The organism is Streptococcus sp. LQJ-218, from assembly GCF_003428885.1.
In the GTDB taxonomy this organism is placed as follows: domain Bacteria; phylum Bacillota; class Bacilli; order Lactobacillales; family Streptococcaceae; genus Streptococcus.
The window spans coordinates 39,603-57,704 of the sequence record NZ_QQRU01000001.1; the positions used below are offsets into that span (position 1 = coordinate 39,603).

Annotated in this window: 19 protein-coding genes and 1 pseudogene; 19 read left to right on the forward strand and 1 reads right to left on the reverse strand. The window is 42.1% G+C overall.

From position 1 onward, the window contains the following. Nucleotides 1–4 precede the first annotated feature (4 nt). From proB to D2908_RS00380, 13 genes and pseudogenes are all read left to right on the forward strand, one after another. Complete coding sequence (gene proB / locus D2908_RS00320; protein WP_240628261.1) at nt 5–1,114, forward strand: glutamate 5-kinase; 1,110 nt, start codon at nt 5–7, stop codon at nt 1,112–1,114. Between the two features lie 9 nt (nt 1,115–1,123). Beyond that, a complete protein-coding gene (locus D2908_RS00325; protein ID WP_117304049.1) occupies nt 1,124–2,386 on the forward strand; it encodes a glutamate-5-semialdehyde dehydrogenase in 1,263 nt (420 codons plus the stop codon). A 3-nt stretch (nt 2,387–2,389) separates the two neighbouring features. Then, a complete protein-coding gene (gene proC / locus D2908_RS00330) occupies nt 2,390–3,187 on the forward strand; it encodes a pyrroline-5-carboxylate reductase (protein ID WP_117304051.1) in 798 nt (265 codons plus the stop codon). Nucleotides 3,188–3,305: 118 nt separating this feature from the next. Beyond that, entirely contained in the window at nt 3,306–3,944 is a 639-nt protein-coding gene (tmk, locus tag D2908_RS00335) for a dTMP kinase (protein ID WP_117304052.1), read from the forward strand. Then, nucleotides 3,941–4,831 (forward strand): DNA polymerase III subunit delta', encoded by an 891-nt coding sequence (locus tag D2908_RS00340; protein ID WP_117304054.1) that lies wholly within the window; start codon nt 3,941–3,943, stop codon nt 4,829–4,831. Before tmk ends, D2908_RS00340 begins: the two co-directional genes overlap by 4 nt. Before the next feature lie 39 nt (nt 4,832–4,870). Then, nucleotides 4,871–5,188 (forward strand): DNA replication initiation control protein YabA, encoded by a 318-nt coding sequence (yabA, locus tag D2908_RS00345; RefSeq protein WP_117304055.1) that lies wholly within the window; start codon nt 4,871–4,873, stop codon nt 5,186–5,188. 2 nt (nt 5,189–5,190) lie between these two features. Continuing rightward, nucleotides 5,191–6,069 (forward strand): 16S rRNA (cytidine(1402)-2'-O)-methyltransferase, encoded by an 879-nt coding sequence (rsmI, locus tag D2908_RS00350; RefSeq protein WP_117304057.1) that lies wholly within the window; start codon nt 5,191–5,193, stop codon nt 6,067–6,069. A 134-nt stretch (nt 6,070–6,203) separates the two neighbouring features. Next, on the forward strand, nt 6,204–7,538 hold the full coding sequence (gene trmFO / locus D2908_RS00355; protein ID WP_165847411.1) for a methylenetetrahydrofolate--tRNA-(uracil(54)-C(5))-methyltransferase (FADH(2)-oxidizing) TrmFO: 1,335 nt from the start codon (nt 6,204–6,206) through the stop codon (nt 7,536–7,538). Nucleotides 7,539–7,621: 83 nt separating this feature from the next. Next, complete coding sequence (pyrH, locus tag D2908_RS00360; protein ID WP_117304058.1) at nt 7,622–8,359, forward strand: UMP kinase; 738 nt, start codon at nt 7,622–7,624, stop codon at nt 8,357–8,359. 9 nt (nt 8,360–8,368) lie between these two features. After that, entirely contained in the window at nt 8,369–8,926 is a 558-nt protein-coding gene (gene frr, locus D2908_RS00365; RefSeq protein ID WP_084910961.1) for a ribosome recycling factor, read from the forward strand. 58 nt (nt 8,927–8,984) lie between these two features. After that, on the forward strand, nt 8,985–9,839 hold the full coding sequence (cvfB, locus tag D2908_RS00370; RefSeq protein ID WP_117304060.1) for an RNA-binding virulence regulatory protein CvfB: 855 nt from the start codon (nt 8,985–8,987) through the stop codon (nt 9,837–9,839). A gap of 8 nt (nt 9,840–9,847) precedes the next feature. After that, on the forward strand, nt 9,848–10,063 hold the full coding sequence (locus tag D2908_RS00375; protein WP_001232084.1) for a YozE family protein: 216 nt from the start codon (nt 9,848–9,850) through the stop codon (nt 10,061–10,063). An 84-nt stretch (nt 10,064–10,147) separates the two neighbouring features. Continuing rightward, nucleotides 10,148–11,040: pseudogene (locus D2908_RS00380) on the forward strand (PhoH family protein). 50 nt (nt 11,041–11,090) lie between these two features. Here the strand turns inward: D2908_RS00380 and ald are convergent. Then, the gene (gene ald / locus D2908_RS00385; protein ID WP_117304061.1) at nt 11,091–12,203 is read right to left on the reverse strand and encodes an alanine dehydrogenase; all 1,113 of its coding nucleotides are present in this window, start codon (nt 12,201–12,203) and stop codon (nt 11,091–11,093) included. A 173-nt stretch (nt 12,204–12,376) separates the two neighbouring features. Here ald and D2908_RS00390 point away from each other — a divergent pair, with 173 nt between their 5' ends. From D2908_RS00390 to D2908_RS00415, 6 genes are all read left to right on the forward strand, one after another. Next, complete coding sequence (locus D2908_RS00390) at nt 12,377–12,946, forward strand: GNAT family N-acetyltransferase (protein WP_117304063.1); 570 nt, start codon at nt 12,377–12,379, stop codon at nt 12,944–12,946. 66 nt (nt 12,947–13,012) lie between these two features. Continuing rightward, nucleotides 13,013–13,663, forward strand: coding sequence for a helix-hairpin-helix domain-containing protein (locus D2908_RS00395; protein WP_117304064.1), 651 nt, complete (start codon nt 13,013–13,015; stop codon nt 13,661–13,663). Next, nucleotides 13,647–15,887, forward strand: coding sequence for a DNA internalization-related competence protein ComEC/Rec2 (locus tag D2908_RS00400; protein WP_117304066.1), 2,241 nt, complete (start codon nt 13,647–13,649; stop codon nt 15,885–15,887). Before D2908_RS00395 ends, D2908_RS00400 begins: the two co-directional genes overlap by 17 nt. Nucleotides 15,888–16,010: 123 nt before the next feature. Next, nucleotides 16,011–16,235 carry a hypothetical protein gene (locus D2908_RS00405; RefSeq protein ID WP_117304068.1) on the forward strand — a complete coding sequence of 75 codons (225 nt, stop codon included), beginning with the start codon at nt 16,011–16,013 and terminating at the stop codon, nt 16,233–16,235. A 32-nt stretch (nt 16,236–16,267) separates the two neighbouring features. Next, nucleotides 16,268–16,855 carry an ABC transporter ATP-binding protein gene (locus D2908_RS00410; RefSeq protein WP_117304069.1) on the forward strand — a complete coding sequence of 196 codons (588 nt, stop codon included), beginning with the start codon at nt 16,268–16,270 and terminating at the stop codon, nt 16,853–16,855. Nucleotides 16,856–16,858: 3 nt separating this feature from the next. Next, a complete protein-coding gene (locus tag D2908_RS00415; protein ID WP_117304071.1) occupies nt 16,859–18,043 on the forward strand; it encodes a hypothetical protein in 1,185 nt (394 codons plus the stop codon). Nucleotides 18,044–18,102 lie beyond the last annotated feature (59 nt).

Here is an 18,102-nt window from a genome sequence, read left to right on the forward strand (position 1 = left end):
GAATATGAAAAACAAACGAATTGTTTTTAAAGTGGGAACTTCTTCTCTGACAAATGAGGATGGAAGTTTATCACGTAGTAAAGTAAAAGCTATCACCCAACAGTTGGCCATGTTGCACGAGGCTGGTCATGAATTGATTTTGGTGTCTTCTGGGGCTGTTGCAGCTGGTTTTGGAGCCTTAGGATTTAAAAAGCGTCCGACTAAGATTGCTGATAAACAGGCTTCAGCTGCTGTTGGTCAAGGTTTACTCTTGGAAGAATACACGACCAACCTTCTCTTGCGTCAAATCGTTTCTGCACAGATTTTGTTGACCCAGGATGACTTTGTGGATAAGCGTCGTTATAAAAATGCGCATCAGGCTTTGTCAGTTTTACTTAGCCGTGGGGCAATTCCTATCATCAACGAGAATGATAGTGTCGTCATTGATGAGCTCAAGGTTGGGGACAATGATACTCTGAGTGCCCAGGTAGCGGCCATGGTCCAAGCAAACCTTTTGGTTCTCTTAACAGATGTAGACGGTCTTTATACGGGTAATCCTAACTCGGATCCAAAAGCTAAACGCTTGGAGCGAATCGAGACCATCAATCGTGAGATTATTGATATGGCCGGTGGAGCAGGTTCTTCAAACGGAACTGGGGGTATGTTAACCAAAATCAAAGCAGCGACTATTGCGACGGAATCAGGAGTTCCTGTTTATATCTGCTCATCCTTGAAGGCAGATGCCATGATTGAAGCAGCGGAGGAGACCAAGGATGGTTCCTACTTTGTTGCCCAAGAGAAGGGACTTCGTACCCAGAAACAATGGCTGGCCTTCTATGCTCAAAGTCAGGGAACGATTTGGGTAGATAAAGGGGCTGCAGATGCTCTCTCTCAACATGGAAAGAGCCTCCTTTTATCTGGTGTCGTTGACGCAGAAGGAGCCTTTTCTTACGGTGATATCGTGACAGTATTTAACAAGGAAAGCGGAAAATCACTTGGAAAGGGACGTGTGCAATTTGGAGCATCTGCTTTGGAGGATATGTTGCGTTCTCAAAAAGCCAAGGGTGTCTTGATTCACCGCGATGACTGGATTTCCATTACTCCTGAAATCCAACTACTCTTTACAGAATTTTAGAGGTAAACTATGGTAAGTACACAAGAACAATTTGAACAGGTACAGGCTGTTAAAAAATCGATCAATACAGCTAGTGAAGAGGTAAAAAACCAAGCCTTGTTAGCCATGGCTGATCACTTATTAGTAGCTACTGAGGAGATTTTAGCAGCCAATGCCCTCGATATGGAAGCCGCTAAAGGTAAAATCTCAGATGTAATGCTGGATCGTCTTTATTTGGATGCAAGTCGTATAGAAGCGATGGCAACTGGGATTCGTGAAGTGGTTGCCTTACCAGATCCAATCGGTGAAGTTTTAGAAACCAATCAGCTTGAAAATGGTTTGGTCATCACCAAGAAACGTGTGGCTATGGGTGTTATCGGTATTATCTATGAAAGCCGTCCAAATGTGACGTCTGACGCGGCTGCTTTGGCTCTCAAGAGTGGAAATGCGGTTGTTCTTCGTAGTGGAAAGGACGCCTATCAAACAGCCCATGCTATTGTCACAGCCCTGAAGAAGGGCTTGGAGACCACGACCATTCATCCAGATGTGATTCAACTGGTGGAAGATACTAGCCGTGAAAGTAGTTATGCTATGATGAAGGCCAAGGGTTATCTAGATCTTCTTATTCCACGAGGGGGTGCTGGTTTGATCAATGCGGTGGTTGAAAATGCTATTGTACCTGTCATCGAAACAGGGACTGGGATTGTTCATGTTTATGTCGATAAGGACGCAGATGAAGATAAGGCTTTATCTATCATCAACAATGCTAAAACCAGTCGTCCTTCTGTCTGTAATGCCATGGAGGTTCTGCTGATTCATGAAGACAAGGCAGCAAACTTCCTTCCTCGCTTGGAGCAAGTGCTGGTTGCCGATCGAAAAGAAGCTGGGTTGGAACCAATTCAATTCCGCTTGGATAGCCAAGCAAGTCAGTTTGTTTCAGGTCAAGCAGCTGAGGCCCAAGATTTTGATACTGAGTTTTTGGACTATGTCCTAGCTGTTAAAGTTGTGAGCAGTTTAGAAGAAGCGGTTGCGCATATTGAATCCCATAGTACTCATCATTCGGATGCCATTGTGACGGAAAACGCTGAAGCTGCAGCTTACTTTACAGATCAAGTGGACTCTGCAGCAGTCTATGTCAATGCTTCAACTCGTTTCACCGATGGTGGCCAATTTGGTCTTGGCTGTGAAATGGGGATTTCTACTCAGAAACTGCATGCGCGTGGTCCAATGGGCTTGAAGGAATTGACCAGCTACAAATATGTGGTTACTGGGAATGGACAGATAAGGGAGTAAGAGATGAAGATTGGATTTATCGGCTTGGGGAATATGGGTTCCAGCTTGGCTAAGGCTGTCTTACAAGCAAAAACGAGTCATCAGATTCTCCTTGCCAACCGTAGTCAAGCTAAGGTGGAGGCTTTTATTGCTAATTATGGTGGTCTGGCTTCTAGCAATGACGAAATCTTTGCAGAAGCAGATGTGATTTTTCTAGGTGTTAAGCCAGCTCAGTTCTCAGACTTGCTTACTCAATATCAGACCATTCTTGAAAAACGAGAGAGTCTTCTTTTGATTTCGATGGCAGCTGGATTAACTTTAGAAAAACTAGCGAGTCTTATCCCAAGTCAGCACCGAATTATTCGCATCATGCCTAATACACCTGTTGCTATTGGGCAAGGGGTGATTAGCTATGCCTTGTCTGCAAACAGTCATCCAGAAGACAATGACCTTTTTTGTCAACTGTTAGCCAAGGCTGGCCAGTTAGTTGAAATAAGTGATGGTTTAATCGATGCTGCGACAGGGCTTGCAGGTTGTGGCCCTGCCTTTGTCTATCTTTTTATCGAAGCCTTGGCAGATGCAGGAGTTCAGACAGGATTGCCAAGAGAAATGGCTCTGAAAATGGCAGCTCAAACAGTAGTTGGTGCAGGTCAAATGGTACTAGAAAGTCAGCAACATCCTGGAGTCTTGAAAGACCAAGTATGTAGCCCAGGTGGTTCGACTATCGCTGGTGTAGCAAGTCTAGAAGAACATGCTTTTAGAGGAACCGTTATGGACGCTGTCAACCAAGCCTACAAACGAACTCAAGAATTAGGCAAATAAGAGGTGAGTGTTAAAACTCAACCTCTTTTTTATTACAAAGAGTGAAATGAAAAAAGCTTTTCACAAATCCCTATTTTTTTGATAGAATAGAAGAGAGAAAAATAGAAATGAGTCAGACATGTCAAAAGGATTTTTAGTCTCTCTTGAGGGACCAGAGGGAGCGGGAAAGACAAGCGTTCTTGAAGCCCTAATCCCTATATTAGAGGATAGGGGAATAGAAGTTTTAAGCACCCGTGAACCAGGCGGGGTTTTGATTGGAGAAAAGATTCGTGAAGTGATTCTAGATCCTAGTCATACTGAAATGGACCCTAAGACGGAGCTTCTCCTCTATATTGCCAGTCGCAGGCAGCACTTGGTGGAAAAAGTTCTTCCTGCACTTGAAGCTGGAAAACTAGTTATTATGGACCGCTTCATCGATAGTTCCGTTGCCTATCAGGGATTTGGTCGTGGCTTGGATATTGACGCCATTGATTGGCTCAATCACTTTGCGACAGATGACCTTAAACCTGATTTGACACTCTATTTTGACATCGAGGTGGAAGAAGGCCTAGCTCGCATTGCTGCTAATAGCAATCGCGAGGTCAATCGTTTGGACTTGGAAGGGTTGGACTTGCATAAAAAAGTCCGTCAAGGTTACCTTTCTCTCCTTGACAAAGAAGGAAGTCGTATTGTCAAGATTGATGCTAGTTTTCCTTTGGAGCAGGTGGTGGAAACTACCAAGGCTGTCTTGTTTGATAGAATGAGATTAGCTAAATGAAACAAGATCAACTAAAGGCTTGGCAACCAGTCCAGTTTGATCGCTTTGTCCGTATCCTAGAACAAGATCAACTCAATCACGCCTATCTCTTTTCAGGTTTCTTTGGGAGCTTGGAAATGGCGCAATTTTTGGCTAAGAGCCTCTTTTGTACAGATAAAGTAGGTGTTTTACCATGTGAGAAATGCCGAAATTGCAAGCTGATTGAACAGGAAGAGTTTCCCGATATCACTTTGATTAAGCCAGTCAATCAGATCATCAAGACAGAACGGATTCGAGAATTGGTGGGTCAGTTTTCCCAAGCAGGGATTGAAAACCAGCAACAGGTCTTTATTATCGATCAAGCTGAGAAAATGCATCCCAACGCAGCTAACTCTCTGCTTAAAGTCATCGAAGAACCCCAGAGTGAAGTTTACATTTTCTTATTGACCAGCGATGAGGAAAAGATTTTACCGACCATCCGTAGTAGGACTCAGGTCTTCCACTTTAAAAAGCAAGAAGAGAAGCTTATCTTGCTCTTAGAACAAATGGGACTGGTTAAGAAAAAAGCGACTCTTTTAGCTCAGTTTGCCCAATCGCGCGCTGAAGCAGAAAAGTTAGCCAATCAGGCAAGTTTTTGGACCTTGGTCGATGAAAGTGAACGACTGCTGACTTGGTTAGTAGCTAAGAAAAAAGAAAGTTATTTGCAAGTTGCTAAACTAGCTAGCTTGGCAGATGATAAGGAAAAACAAGATCAGGTTTTGCGGATTCTTGAAGTCCTCTGTGGGCAGGATCTCTTGCAAGCAAGAGCTCGGGTGATTTTACAAGATTTACTAGAAGCAAGAAAAATGTGGCAGGCTAATGTCAGCTTTCAAAATGCCATGGATTATCTGGTTTTGAAAGAAATATAAACTCAAAAATGAATGATAAAGAAAGGAAAGGGCTGTTTTATGGACAAAAAAGAATTATTTGACGCGCTGGATGATTTTTCCCAACAGTTATTGGTAACCTTAGCCGATGTGGAAGCCATCAAGAAAAATCTCAAGAGTCTAGTAGAAGAAAATACAGCTCTTCGCTTGGAAAATAGTAAGTTGCGCGAACGCTTGGGTGAGGTGGAAGCAGGTGCTCCCGTCAAGACTAAGCATGTTCGTGAAAGTATTCGTCGCATTTACCGTGATGGATTTCACGTTTGTAATGATTTTTATGGACAACGTCGAGAGCAAGACGAGGAATGTATGTTCTGTGACGAGTTGTTATACAGGGAGTAGGCATGCAAATTCAAAAAAGTTTTAAGGGGCAGTCTCCCTATGGCAAGCTGTACCTAGTAGCAACGCCGATTGGCAATCTAGATGATATGACATTGCGAGCTATTCAGACCTTGAAAGAAGTAGACTGGATTGCTGCTGAAGATACTCGTAATACTGGGCTTCTTCTCAAGCATTTTGACATTTCTACCAAGCAGATTAGTTTTCATGAGCACAATGCCAAGGAAAAGATTCCTGATTTGATTGGTTTCCTGAAAGCAGGGCAAAGTATTGCTCAGGTTTCTGATGCGGGTCTGCCGAGCATCTCAGACCCTGGTCATGATTTGGTTAAGGCGGCGATTGAGGAAGAAATTGCCGTTGTCACAATTCCAGGTGCTTCTGCAGGGATTTCTGCCTTGATTGCCAGTGGCCTAGCGCCACAGCCACATATCTTTTACGGCTTTTTACCAAGAAAATCAGGCCAGCAAAAGCAATTTTTTGACTTGAAAAAAGATTATCCTGAGACTCAAATTTTCTATGAATCACCTCACCGTGTGGCAGATACGTTAGAAAATATGCTAGATGTCTATGGTGACCGTCCAGTAGTTCTAGTTCGAGAATTGACTAAGATTTATGAAGAATACCAACGAGGAAAAATCTCAGAGTTACTGGAAAGCATCTCTGAAACACCACTCAAGGGCGAATGTCTTCTCATCGTTGAAGGTGCCAGTCAGGATGTGGAAGAAAAAGATGAGGAAGACTTGTTTCTAGAAATCCAAGCCCGCATCCAGCAAGGCATGAAGAAAAATCAAGCCATCAAGGAAGTTGCTAAGTTTTACCAGTGGAATAAAAGCCAGCTCTACGCTGCCTACCATGATTGGGAAGAACATCAAGAAAACAACTAAACAGGGAAGTTTGCCTTCTTCCCTTTTTTTGTTATACTAGTAGAAGAAAAAATTAGAAAGATTTGTGGGTGTCAAATAGTCTAGTAGCTTATTTTGATATGGACTTAGGTCCCACCCAAAGAGGTATTAGTGTCGTGTCTCAATCTTATATCAATGTTATCGGTGCTGGTTTGGCAGGTTCTGAAGCAGCCTACCAAATTGCAGAACGTGGTATTCCAGTTAAACTTTATGAAATGCGTGGTGTCAAGTCAACTCCTCAGCACAAAACAGACAATTTTGCTGAATTAGTTTGTTCCAATTCACTTCGTGGGGATGCTTTGACAAATGCTGTCGGGCTCCTCAAGGAAGAAATGCGTCGCTTGGGCTCTGTTATCTTGGAATCTGCTGAAGCAACCCGTGTTCCTGCAGGAGGAGCTCTTGCGGTGGACCGTGATGGTTTCTCTCAAATGGTGACCGAAAAAGTTGCCAACCATCCTTTGATTGAAGTGGTTCGTGATGAAATTACAGCATTGCCGACAGATGTGATTACAGTTGTGGCGACTGGTCCTTTGACCAGCAATGCCCTAGCTGAGAAGATTCATGCCCTTAATGATGGCGATGGTTTCTATTTCTACGATGCGGCAGCACCTATTATCGACGTGAACACGATCGATATGAGCAAGGTCTATCTCAAGTCTCGTTATGATAAGGGAGAAGCGGCTTATCTTAACGCGCCCATGACTAAGCAAGAATTTATGGATTTCCATGAAGCCTTGGTTAATGCGGAAGAAGCACCGCTTAATTCTTTTGAAAAAGAAAAGTATTTTGAAGGATGTATGCCTATCGAAGTCATGGCCAAGCGAGGTATTAAAACCATGCTTTATGGACCTATGAAACCAGTGGGTCTTGAGTATCCAGACGACTACACAGGACCTCGTGATGGAGAATTCAAAACACCTTACGCGGTTGTTCAACTTCGTCAGGACAATGCAGCTGGAAGTCTTTATAACATCGTTGGTTTTCAAACTCACCTTAAATGGGGCGAACAAAAACGAATCTTCCAAATGATTCCAGGTCTTGAGAATGCTGAGTTCGTCCGTTATGGTGTTATGCATCGCAATTCTTACATGGATTCACCGAATCTTCTTGAGCAGACTTATCGTTCTAAGAAACAACCAAATCTCTTCTTTGCTGGTCAGATGACGGGTGTGGAAGGCTATGTTGAGTCAGCGGCATCAGGCTTGGTTGCGGGAATTAATGCCGCTCGTCTCTTCAAGGGAGAAAGTGAGGCTATCTTCCCAGAAACAACAGCGATTGGAAGTCTAGCTCATTACATCACTCATGCAGACAGCAAACATTTCCAACCAATGAATGTCAATTTTGGAATCATCAAGGAGTTGGAAGGTGAACGTATCCGTGATAAGAAGGCTCGTTATGAAAAAATTGCAGAGCGTGCCCTTAGCGACTTAGAGAAATTTTTGACTGTCTAATTTTTTTGAAAGAATTACTCATGATACTATAAAAATCTTAGAAATTGTGGTAGAATAGGTAAGATAAAAGAAGGAGAGTGAAAATGGCGAATCCCAAGTATAAACGTATTTTAATCAAGTTATCAGGTGAAGCCCTTGCCGGTGAACGTGGCATAGGGATTGATATCCAAACAGTTCAAACAATCGCAAGAGAGATTCAAGAAGTTCATAGCTTAGGTATCGAAATTGCCCTTGTTATCGGTGGAGGAAATCTCTGGCGTGGTGAACCTGCTGCAGAAGCAGGAATGGACCGCGTTCAGGCAGATTACACAGGAATGCTTGGGACTGTTATGAATGCTCTTGTGATGGCAGATTCATTGCAACAAGTTGGGGTCGATACGCGTGTACAAACTGCCATTGCTATGCAACAAGTGGCAGAGCCTTATGTACGTGGACGTGCCCTTCGCCACCTTGAAAAAGGCCGTATCGTTATCTTTGGTGCGGGAATTGGTTCACCATACTTCTCAACAGATACAACTGCGGCCCTTCGTGCAGCGGAGATCGAAGCAGATGCCATTCTTATGGCTAAAAATGGGGTTGACGGTGTCTACAATGCTGATCCTAAAAAAGATAAGACAGCCGTTAAATTTGAAGAGTTGACTCACCGTGACGTCATTAATAAAGGTCTCCGTATCATGGACTCAACCGCTTCAACACTTTCAATGGACAATGATATTGACTTGGTAGTTTTCAACATGAACCAACCAGGAAATATTAAACGTGTTGTATTTGGTGAAAATATCGGAACTACAGTTTCAAATAATATCGAAGAAAAGGAATAAGAAATCATTATGGCAAACGCAATCGTAGAAAAAGCAAAAGAGAGAATGACCCAATCTCACCACTCACTTGCTCGTGAGTTTGGAAGTATTCGTGCTGGCCGTGCTAATGCTAGCTTGCTTGACCGCATCCACGTTGAGTACTATGGTGTTGAAACACCACTTAACCAAATTGCTTCTATCACAATCCCAGAAGCGCGTGTTTTGTTGGTAACACCATTTGACAAGTCTTCATTGAAAGACATCGAACGTGCCTTGAACGCTTCTGATCTTGGTATCACACCAGCTAATGACGGTTCAGTTATTCGTTTGGTGATCCCTGCTCTCACAGAAGAAACTCGTCGTGACCTTGCTAAAGAAGTGAAAAAGGTCGGTGAGAATGCTAAAGTAGCTATCCGTAATATCCGTCGTGATGCTATGGACGAAGCCAAGAAACAAGAAAAAGCTAAAGAAATCACTGAAGACGAATTGAAGACTCTTGAAAAAGATATTCAAAAAGTAACAGATGATGCTGTTAAACACATCGACGACATGACTGCCAACAAAGAAAAAGAACTTTTGGAAGTCTAAAAATAAACAGAAAACTCAGTTGGCATTGCTGGCTGAGTTTTATTCGAAAGAAGGAAATATGAATACAAATCTTGCAAGTTTTATCGTTGGACTTATTATCGATGAAAACGACCGTTTTTACTTTGTGCAAAAGGATGGTCAAACCTATGCACTTGCTAAGGAAGAAGGTCAACATACAGTAGGCGATACGGTCAAAGGTTTTGCCTACACGGATATGAAGCAAAAACTCCGCCTGACAACCTTAGAAGTGACTGCCACTCAGGACCAATTTGGTTGGGGAAGTGTAACGGAAGTTCGTAAGGACTTGGGTGTCTTTGTGGATACAGGTCTACCTGATAAAGAAATCGTTGTGTCACTCGATATCCTCCCTGAGCTCAAGGAACTCTGGCCTAAGAAGGGCGATCGCCTATACATTCGTCTTGAAGTGGACAAGAAGGACCGTATCTGGGGCCTCTTGGCTTATCAAGAAGACTTCCAACGTCTGGCTCGTCCTGCCTACAATAACATGCAGAATCAAAACTGGCCAGCCATTGTTTACCGCCTCAAGCTGTCAGGGACCTTTGTTTATCTGCCAGAAAATAACATGCTTGGCTTTATCCATCCTAGCGAGCGCTATTCAGAGCCACGTTTGGGGCAAGTATTAGATGCGCGTGTCATTGGTTTCCGTGAAGTGGACCGCACCTTGAACCTCTCTCTCAAACCACGTTCCTTTGAAATGTTGGAAAATGATGCCCAGATGATTTTGACCTACTTGGAAAGCAATAGTGGTTTCATGACCTTAAATGATAAGTCATCTCCAGAAGACATCAAAGCAACCTTTGGCATTTCTAAAGGTCAATTCAAGAAAGCTTTAGGTAGTTTAATGAAAGCTGGAAAAATCAAACAAGACCAGTTTGGGACAGAGTTGATTTAGGGAGGGTTATGAGAAAATCATTTTACACTTGGCTCATGACCGAGCGCAATCCTAAAAGCAATAGTCCTAAAGCGATTTTAGCAGATCTTGCCTTTGAGGAGTCAGCCTTCCCAAAACACACAGATGATTTTGATGAGGTGAGTCGCTTTTTGGAGGAACATGCCAGTTTCTCTTTTAACCTAGGGGACTTTGACGCTATCTGGCAAGAATACTTAGAACACTAGCATGATTCATTGGGTTTGGGCTAGTAATTTCTCCATCCCTTTGCTATAATAAAAAGAAATAAAAGGATTAGAGAGGTTCTTTATTTGAAGGAACATTCAATAGACATTCAACTGAGTCATCCAGATGACTTATTTCATCTTTTTGGATCCAACGAGCGCCATCTTCGTTTGATGGAAGAAGAGCTTGATGTGGTGATTCATGCTCGTACGGAGATTGTCCAGGTTTTGGGCGAAGAGGCTGCCTGTGAGGAAGCCCGTCAGGTTATTCAGGCTTTGATGGTCTTGGTCAATCGTGGGATGACCGTTGGCACACCAGATGTGGTGACTGCGATTAGCATGGTCAAAAACTGTATGTTGACAGTGTTAAACAGCATGATGTGACCTTTGGAATCGGACCTGCAGGGACAGGGAAGACCTTTCTTGCAGTGACCTTGGCGGTTACTGCCCTTAAACGTGGTCAGGTTAAGAGAATTATCCTAACTCGTCCAGCCGTTGAAGCAGGAGAGAGTCTTGGATTTCTTCCGGGTGATCTCAAGGAGAAGGTGGATCCTTACCTTCGCCCTGTTTACGATGCCTTGTATCAGATTCTGGGCAAAGATCAAACGACTCGTCTTATGGAGCGTGAGATTATCGAAATTGCGCCCCTTGCTTACATGCGTGGTCGGACCTTGGACGATGCTTTTGTCATTCTCGATGAGGCACAAAATACGACTATCATGCAGATGAAGATGTTCTTGACGCGTTTAGGTTTTAATTCTAAGATGATTGTCAATGGAGATATCAGTCAGATTGACTTGCCGCGTAATATCAAGTCTGGTTTGATTGATGCCCAAGAAAAGCTCAAGAACATTCACCAAATCGACTTTATTCATTTTTCAGCTAAGGATGTGGTTCGTCATCCAGTTGTCGCTCAGATTATCCGAGCTTATGAACCAGTTCCAGTTAAGGTTGAGGAAAAGAACCAAGAAACAGAATAGTAAAAAAGAGCAGTTCAGATGTGAACCGCTCGTTTTATGAGTGTCTAGCTTTAAACAAGTTCGTCGATAGAAGTATGATCTTTATCGAGTCCTTCGGCAACTGGAAGGCTAGTTAAGTAACCTTGATAAGTGGTCACACCTTGACGCAAGCCCTCATCTTCAGAGATTGCTTGTGAGAATCCTTTGCCAGCCAAAGCTTCGATATAAGGAAGAGTGACATTGGTTAGGGCGATGGTTGAAGTACGGGCAACAGCACCAGGGATATTGGCAACAGCATAGTGAAGGACACCGTGTTTTTCATAAACAGGCTCATCGTGCGTTGTCACACGGTCAGCTGTCTCAATAACGCCACCTTGGTCAACAGCTACGTCAACGATGACAGAGCCTGGACGCATTTGTTCGACCATCTCATCAGTCACCAATTTCGGTGCTTTGGCACCAGGGATGAGAACCGCTCCAATCACCACATCCGCATCTCTCACACTGGCTTCAATGTTGAATGAATTAGACATAAGAGTTTGAATTTGGTTTCCAAAGACTTCTTCTAGAACTGAGAGACGTTTGGCACTGATATCTAAAATAGTCACTTGAGCACCGAGTCCAAGGGCAATGCGAGCAGCATGGGTCCCTACGACACCACCACCGATGATGGTTACTTTTCCTTTTGGAACACCCGGCACACCACCTAGTAGAACACCAGAACCTCCTGATTGCTTAGTTAGGAAATGAGCTCCGATTTGAACAGCCATACGACCTGCAACCTCACTCATAGGAACGAGGAGTGGTAGTTGTCCTTGATTGTCACGGACAGTTTCATAGGCAATTCCTGTTGTTTTAGCTGCAAGCATAGCATCTGCTAATTCTGGGGCAGCAGCCATGTGCAAGTAGGTGAAAAGGAGAAGATCATCGCGCAAATAACCGTATTCAGAAGCCAGTGGTTCTTTTACTTTGACCACTAATTCGGCAGCCCAGGCTTCAGCAGCAGTAGCGACAATCTCAGCTCCTTGCTTTTGATAGTCTGCATCAGTAAATCCTGAACCAAGTCCAGCATTTGTTTCGATGAGGACACGATGTCCACCGCTGACTAAACTATGGACGCCAGCAGGAGTGAGAGCAACACGGTTTTCGTTATTCTTAATTTCTTTTGGGATTCCGATTAACATAGAGATAACCTACCTTTCAATTGACGGGATTCTTTTAGTTGTCACATTTCGGTTCATAAATCAAAAATGTGATGACTTTATTGTATATGAAACCGTTTTAAATTGCAAGAAAAACTTGTAAATCTATTTCTTTTATGTTATTTTTTTAGCAACCTATTTTTGGAGGTGTCATTATGGAATCACTATTTATCAAACTAGCCAAGCATCCAATTATCGAAACAGAACGCTTAGTGCTTAGACCTGTAACTTTGAATGATGCGCAAGAAATGTTTGACTATGCCTCAGACAAAGAAAATACACGCTATACTTTTCCAACCAATCAAAGTTTAGAAGAAACTAAGAATAATATTGCCCAGTTTTATCTAGCCAATCCCTTGGGCCGATGGGGTATAGAACTAAAAAATAGTGGAGAGTTTATTGGAACCATTGACTTGCACAAGATTGATCCTGTTCTTAAAAAGGCAGCCATTGGTTATATTATTCATCAAAAATATTGGAATCAAGGTTTGACGACAGAAGCTAATCGTGCCGTGATTAAACTAGCCTTTGAAGAAATCGGAATGAATAAGTTGACAGCCCTTCACGATAAGGCTAATCCTGCTTCAGGAAAGGTCATGGAGAAATCAGGCATGTGCTTCTCTCACGAAGAACCATATGCTCGTATGGACCAGCATGAAAAAGGCCGTATCGTGACAAGAGTTCATTATGTCTTGACCAAGGAAGACTATTTTGCAAATAAATAAGCAGTTGAGAAGAATTTTTCAACTGTTTTTTCTTCCTCTTACGAATAATCTAAGAGAGGAGAAAATATGGAAGCAATTATCGAGAAAATCAAAGAGTATAAAATCATCGTCATTTGTACTAGTCTGGGCTTGCTTGTAAGCGGATTTTTCCTGCTAAAGCCAGCTCCACAAACACCTGTAAAAGAAACGAATTTACAGGCAGAAGTCGCAGCTGTTTCCAAGAATTCAGTGTCCGAAAAGGAAGTAAAGAAAGAAGAAAAGGAAGAACCTATTGAACAAGATCTAATCACAGTAGATGTGAAAGGTGCTGTCAAATCACCAGGAATTTATGATTTGCCAGTCGGTAGTCGGGTCAATGACGCTGTTCAGAAGGCTGGTGGCTTGACAGAGCAAGCAGACAGCAAGGCACTCAATCTAGCTCAGAAAGTTAGTGATGAGGCTCTGGTTTACGTTCCAACTAAAGGAGAAGAAGCAGCTAGTCAACAGACAGGTTCTGGAGCGCCTTCTTCAACAAGCAAGGACAAGAAGGTCAATCTCAACAAGGCCAATCTGGAAGAACTCAAGCAGGTCAAGGGGCTGGGAGGAAAACGAGCCCAGGATATTATCGACCATCGTGAATCAAATGGGAAATTTAAGTCGGTTGATGAACTCAAGAAGGTATCCGGCATTGGAGCCAAGACCATAGAAAAGTTAAAAGATTATGTTACAGTGGATTAAGAATTTCTCTATCCCCCTAATCTATCTGAGTTTTCTGTTACTTTGGCTTTACTACGCCATTTTTTCAGCATCCTATCTTGCTTTATTGGGCTTTGTTTTTCTGCTAGTCTGTCTCTTTGTACAATTTCCTTGGAAATCTGCTAGCAAAGTTCTAGTGATTTGTGGAATCTTTGGATTTTGGTTTCTGTTTCAAACTTGGCAGCAGACACAAGCTAGTCAGAACCTAGCGGATTCTATTGAAAGGGTACGGATTTTGCCTGACACTATTAAGGTCAATGGTGACAGTCTATCCTTTCGTGGCAAGTCTGATGGACGCACTTTTCAAGTCTATTATAAACTCCAGTCCGAGGAGGAGAAAGAAACCTTTCAAGCCTTAACAGACCTTCATGAGATAGAACTAGAAGGGAAGCTTTCGGTGCCAGAAGGGAAGAGAAATTTTGGTGGCTTTGACTACCAAGCCTATCTTAAGACTCAAGGAATTTACCAGACTCTCAATATCAAAAGAATCCAGTCGCTTCAAAAGGTTGGCAGTTGGGATATAGGTGAAAACCTATCCAGTTTACGTCGAAAGGCTGTAGTTTGGATCAAGACGCATTTTCCAGATCCTATGCGCAATTACATGACGGGGCTTCTATTAGGACATCTCGACACCGACTTCGAGGAAATGAATGAACTTTATTCCAGTCTAGGGATTATCCACCTCTTTGCCTTGTCGGGTATGCAGGTAGGCTTTTTCATGGATGGCTTTAAGAAACTTCTTTTGCGACTGGGGTTGACCCAAGAAAAGTTGAAATGGATGACTTATCCCTTTTCTCTTATTTATGCAGGTCTGACAGGATTTTCAGCTTCTGTCATTCGCAGTCTCTTGCAAAAGTTACTGGCTCAACATGGTGTTAAGGGCTTGGATAATTTTGCCTTGACAGTCCTTGTCCTCTTTATCGTCATGCCCAACTTTTTCCTGACGGCAGGAGGTGTTTTGTCTTGTGCTTATGCTTTTATCTTGACCATGACCAGCAAAGAAGGAGAGGGGCTTAAGGCTGTTGCCAGAGAAAGTCTGGTTATTTCTTTGGGCATACTACCCATCCTATCCTTCTATTTTGCGGAATTTCAACCTTGGTCTATCCTTTTGACCTTTGTCTTTTCCTTTCTATTTGACTTGGTCTTCTTACCGCTCTTGTCTATCTTATTTGCCCTTTCCTTTCTCTATCCAGTCATTCAGCTGAATGTTATCTTTGAATGGTTGGAAGGTATTATTCGCTTGGTATCGCAGGTGGTAAGTAGACCTCTGGTTTTTGGACAACCCAATGCATGGCTTTTGATTCTTCTCTTAGTTTCATTAGCCTTGTTCTATGATATGAGGAAAAATATCAAAAGACTAGCAGGATTTAGTCTCTTTATCGTGGGGCTCATTTTCTTGACCAAGCATCCACTGGAAAATGAAATTACCATGCTGGATGTAGGGCAAGGAGAAAGTATTTTCCTAAGGGATGTAACTGGTAAGACTATTCTCGTAGATGTGGGCGGTAAGGCAGAATCTGATAAGAAAATTGAAAAATGGCAAGAAAAGGCGACAACCAGTAATGCGCAGAGAACCTTGATTCCTTATCTTAAAAGTCGAGGAGTAGCCAAGATTGACCAGCTAATTTTGACCAACACAGACAAGGAACATGTTGGAGATTTGTTAGAGGTGACCAAGGCCTTCCATGTAGGGGAGATTTTGGTATCAAAAGGCAGTTTGAAACAGAATGAATTTGTGACAGAACTAGAAGCAAGCCAAAGCAAGGTACGCAGTGTGACAGCAGGGGAGAATTTATCGATTTTTGGCAGTCAGTTAGAAGTCCTATCTCCAAGGAAAATTGGAGACGGAGGTCATGAAGATTCCCTGGTTCTCTATGGGAAACTCTTGGATAAGTCCTTTCTCTTCACGGGAAATTTGGAGGAGAAAGGAGAGAAGGATCTTCTAAAGCAATATCCTGACCTAGAGGTGGACGCCTTGAAAGCTAGCCAACATGGCTCTAAAAAATCATCAAGTTCAGCCTTTTTAGAACAGCTCAAACCAAAGATGACTCTCATCTCAGTTGAAAAGAATAATCGAACCAAACTCCCCCATCAGGAAACCCTGACCCGACTGGAAGGTATCAATAGCAAAGTTTACCGAACTGACCAACAAGGAGCTATACGGTTTAAAGGTTGGAAGAGTTGGAAGATCGAAAGTATTCGATAGGAAGGACAAATAGTAAATATTAGTAAAATAAACTAAAAATCTGTTGTATAAAAACGGGAAAAATGATATAATGAAAGCGCATTCAATATTGATGATATAAAACCATTAAAAATTAGTTAGTTTATGATTATTGGTCTTTTTCAGTCCAGTGTATCTGCTGTGACAGTCACTAAAAGTTACCGGTATGATTGGAATACCGCTTTTGAGTATAGTATGAATTATCACAACCATCAATACATTTCTATCCCGTCATGGTCTCGTTATGACAGCTATTCTGAGTATAAAGTTGGTTCTGGCTGGAATTACGATCGTTATGAGGTACTAAACTACTACAGCGGAGGCTATTAATCCCTAAAGAGTGATAAAAAGGAGGACTAGGTATGTTGCAGCTTACTCATGTGACCTTAAAAACGCGACAAGTCATCTTACAAGATGTTGATTTTACATTTAACAAGGGTAGGATTTATGGCATTCTTGCTATCAATGGCTCTGGAAAGACGACCCTGTTCCGCGCCATTAGCAACTTAATTCCCATAAGTAGTGGACATATCGTAGCCCCTCCTTCTTTATTTTATTATGAAAGCATTGAATGGCTGGATGGAAACTTAAGTGGGATGGACTACCTTCATCTCATAAAAAACATCTGGAAGTCAGATCTGAACTTAAGGGATGAAATTGATTACTGGGAAATGTCTGACTATATCAGCCTTCCCATTCGCAAGTATTCCTTAGGCATGAAGCAACGCTTGGTGATTGCCATGTATTTCCTCAGTCAGGCCAAATGCTGGCTCATGGATGAGATTACAAATGGCTTAGATGAGTATTATCGACAGAAGTTTTTTGATAGGCTAGCACAAATCGATAGACAAGAACAGCTGGTTCTTTTAAGTTCCCACTATAAGGAAGAGTTGCTTGATGTCTGCGATAGAGTAGTAACCATTCATCAGGGGCAAATAGAAGAGGTTTAGTTTATGAAAGATGTTAGTCTATTTTTATTGAAAAAAGTTTTCAAAAGTCGCTTAAACTGGATTATCTTAGCTTTATTTGTATCTGGACTCGGTGTTACCTTTTATTTAAATAGTCGGACTGCAAACTCACACAGCTTGGAGAGTGAGTTGGAAACCAGTCTTGTAAAAGATGAGAGAATCATCAATGAATATGAAGAGAAACTCTCCCAAATATCTGATACCAACTCGGAGGAATACCAGATTGCTAAAAATGATTTAGAATTGCAAAAAAATCTTTTGACGCAAAAGAAAGAAATTCTGGCTTTGTTAAAAGAAGGGCGCTGGAAAGAAGCCTACTATTTGCAGTGGCAAGATGAAGAGAAGAATTATGAATTTGTATCAAATGACCCGAACTCTAACTCTGAATTAAAAATGGGGGTTGACCGCGAACGGAAGACCTACCAAGCCCTATATCCCTTGAACATAAAAGCACATACTTTGGAGTTTCCGACCCACGGAATTGATCAGATTGTCTGGATTTTAGAGGCTATCATCCCAACCTTGTTTGTGGTTGCTATTATTTTTATGCTAACGCAACTATTTGCAGAAAGATATCAAAATCATCTGGATACCGCTCAGTTATATCCTTTTTCAAAAGTGACATTTGCAATATCCTCTCTTGGAGTTGGAGTGGGCTATGTAAGTGTGTTGTTTATCGGAATTAGCGGATTTTCTTTTCTAGTGGGAAGTCTGATAAGTGGTTTTGGACAGTTAGATTATCCCTACCCGATTTATAGCTTAGTGAATCAAGAGGTAACTATTGGAAAGATACAGGATGTGTTATTTCCTAGCTTGTTACTAGCTTTCTTAGCTTTTATCGTCATTGTGGAAGTCGTCTATTTGATTGCTTACTTTTTCAAGCAAAAAATGCCTGTCCTCTTTATTTCCTTAATTGGGATTGTTGGCTTATTGTTTGGTATCCAAACCATTCAGCCTCTTCAGAGGATTGCCCATCTGATTCCCTTTACTTACTTGCGTTCAGTGGAGATTCTATCCGGAAGATTACCTAAGCAGATTGATAATGTCAATCTAAATTGGGGCATGGGGATGGTCTTACTGTCTTGCACGATAATTGTTTTGCTATTGGGAATTCTATTTATTGAAAGATGGGGAAGTTCACGAAAAAAGGAAATTTTTAATAGATCCTAGCTTTCCTATACAGAAAATAAGGAAAAACTAACATAGAGAGGGAATCACCTTGGTTCTCT

Bases quoted from the DNA above. Each gene is read 5' to 3' on its own strand.
- D2908_RS00340 (WP_117304054.1), top strand. From the start codon at position 3,941: ATGAAACAAGATCAACTAAAGGCTTGGCAACCAGTCCAGTTTGATCGC.
- D2908_RS00410 (WP_117304069.1), top strand. From the start codon at position 16,268: ATGTTGCAGCTTACTCATGTGACCTTAAAAACGCGACAAGTCATCTTA.
- D2908_RS00390 (WP_117304063.1), top strand. From the start codon at position 12,377: ATGGAATCACTATTTATCAAACTAGCCAAGCATCCAATTATCGAAACA.
- proC (WP_117304051.1), top strand. From the start codon at position 2,390: ATGAAGATTGGATTTATCGGCTTGGGGAATATGGGTTCCAGCTTGGCT.
- D2908_RS00325 (WP_117304049.1), top strand. From the start codon at position 1,124: ATGGTAAGTACACAAGAACAATTTGAACAGGTACAGGCTGTTAAAAAA.
- D2908_RS00375 (WP_001232084.1), top strand. From the start codon at position 9,848: ATGAGAAAATCATTTTACACTTGGCTCATGACCGAGCGCAATCCTAAA.
- D2908_RS00415 (WP_117304071.1), top strand. From the start codon at position 16,859: ATGAAAGATGTTAGTCTATTTTTATTGAAAAAAGTTTTCAAAAGTCGC.
- pyrH (WP_117304058.1), top strand. From the start codon at position 7,622: ATGGCGAATCCCAAGTATAAACGTATTTTAATCAAGTTATCAGGTGAA.
- D2908_RS00400 (WP_117304066.1), top strand. From the start codon at position 13,647: ATGTTACAGTGGATTAAGAATTTCTCTATCCCCCTAATCTATCTGAGT.
- rsmI (WP_117304057.1), top strand. From the start codon at position 5,191: ATGCAAATTCAAAAAAGTTTTAAGGGGCAGTCTCCCTATGGCAAGCTG.
- cvfB (WP_117304060.1), top strand. From the start codon at position 8,985: ATGAATACAAATCTTGCAAGTTTTATCGTTGGACTTATTATCGATGAA.
- frr (WP_084910961.1), top strand. From the start codon at position 8,369: ATGGCAAACGCAATCGTAGAAAAAGCAAAAGAGAGAATGACCCAATCT.
- D2908_RS00405 (WP_117304068.1), top strand. From the start codon at position 16,011: ATGATTATTGGTCTTTTTCAGTCCAGTGTATCTGCTGTGACAGTCACT.
- proB (WP_240628261.1), top strand. From the start codon at position 5: ATGAAAAACAAACGAATTGTTTTTAAAGTGGGAACTTCTTCTCTGACA.
- ald (WP_117304061.1), bottom strand. From the start codon at position 12,203: ATGTTAATCGGAATCCCAAAAGAAATTAAGAATAACGAAAACCGTGTT.
- tmk (WP_117304052.1), top strand. From the start codon at position 3,306: ATGTCAAAAGGATTTTTAGTCTCTCTTGAGGGACCAGAGGGAGCGGGA.
- yabA (WP_117304055.1), top strand. From the start codon at position 4,871: ATGGACAAAAAAGAATTATTTGACGCGCTGGATGATTTTTCCCAACAG.
- D2908_RS00395 (WP_117304064.1), top strand. From the start codon at position 13,013: ATGGAAGCAATTATCGAGAAAATCAAAGAGTATAAAATCATCGTCATT.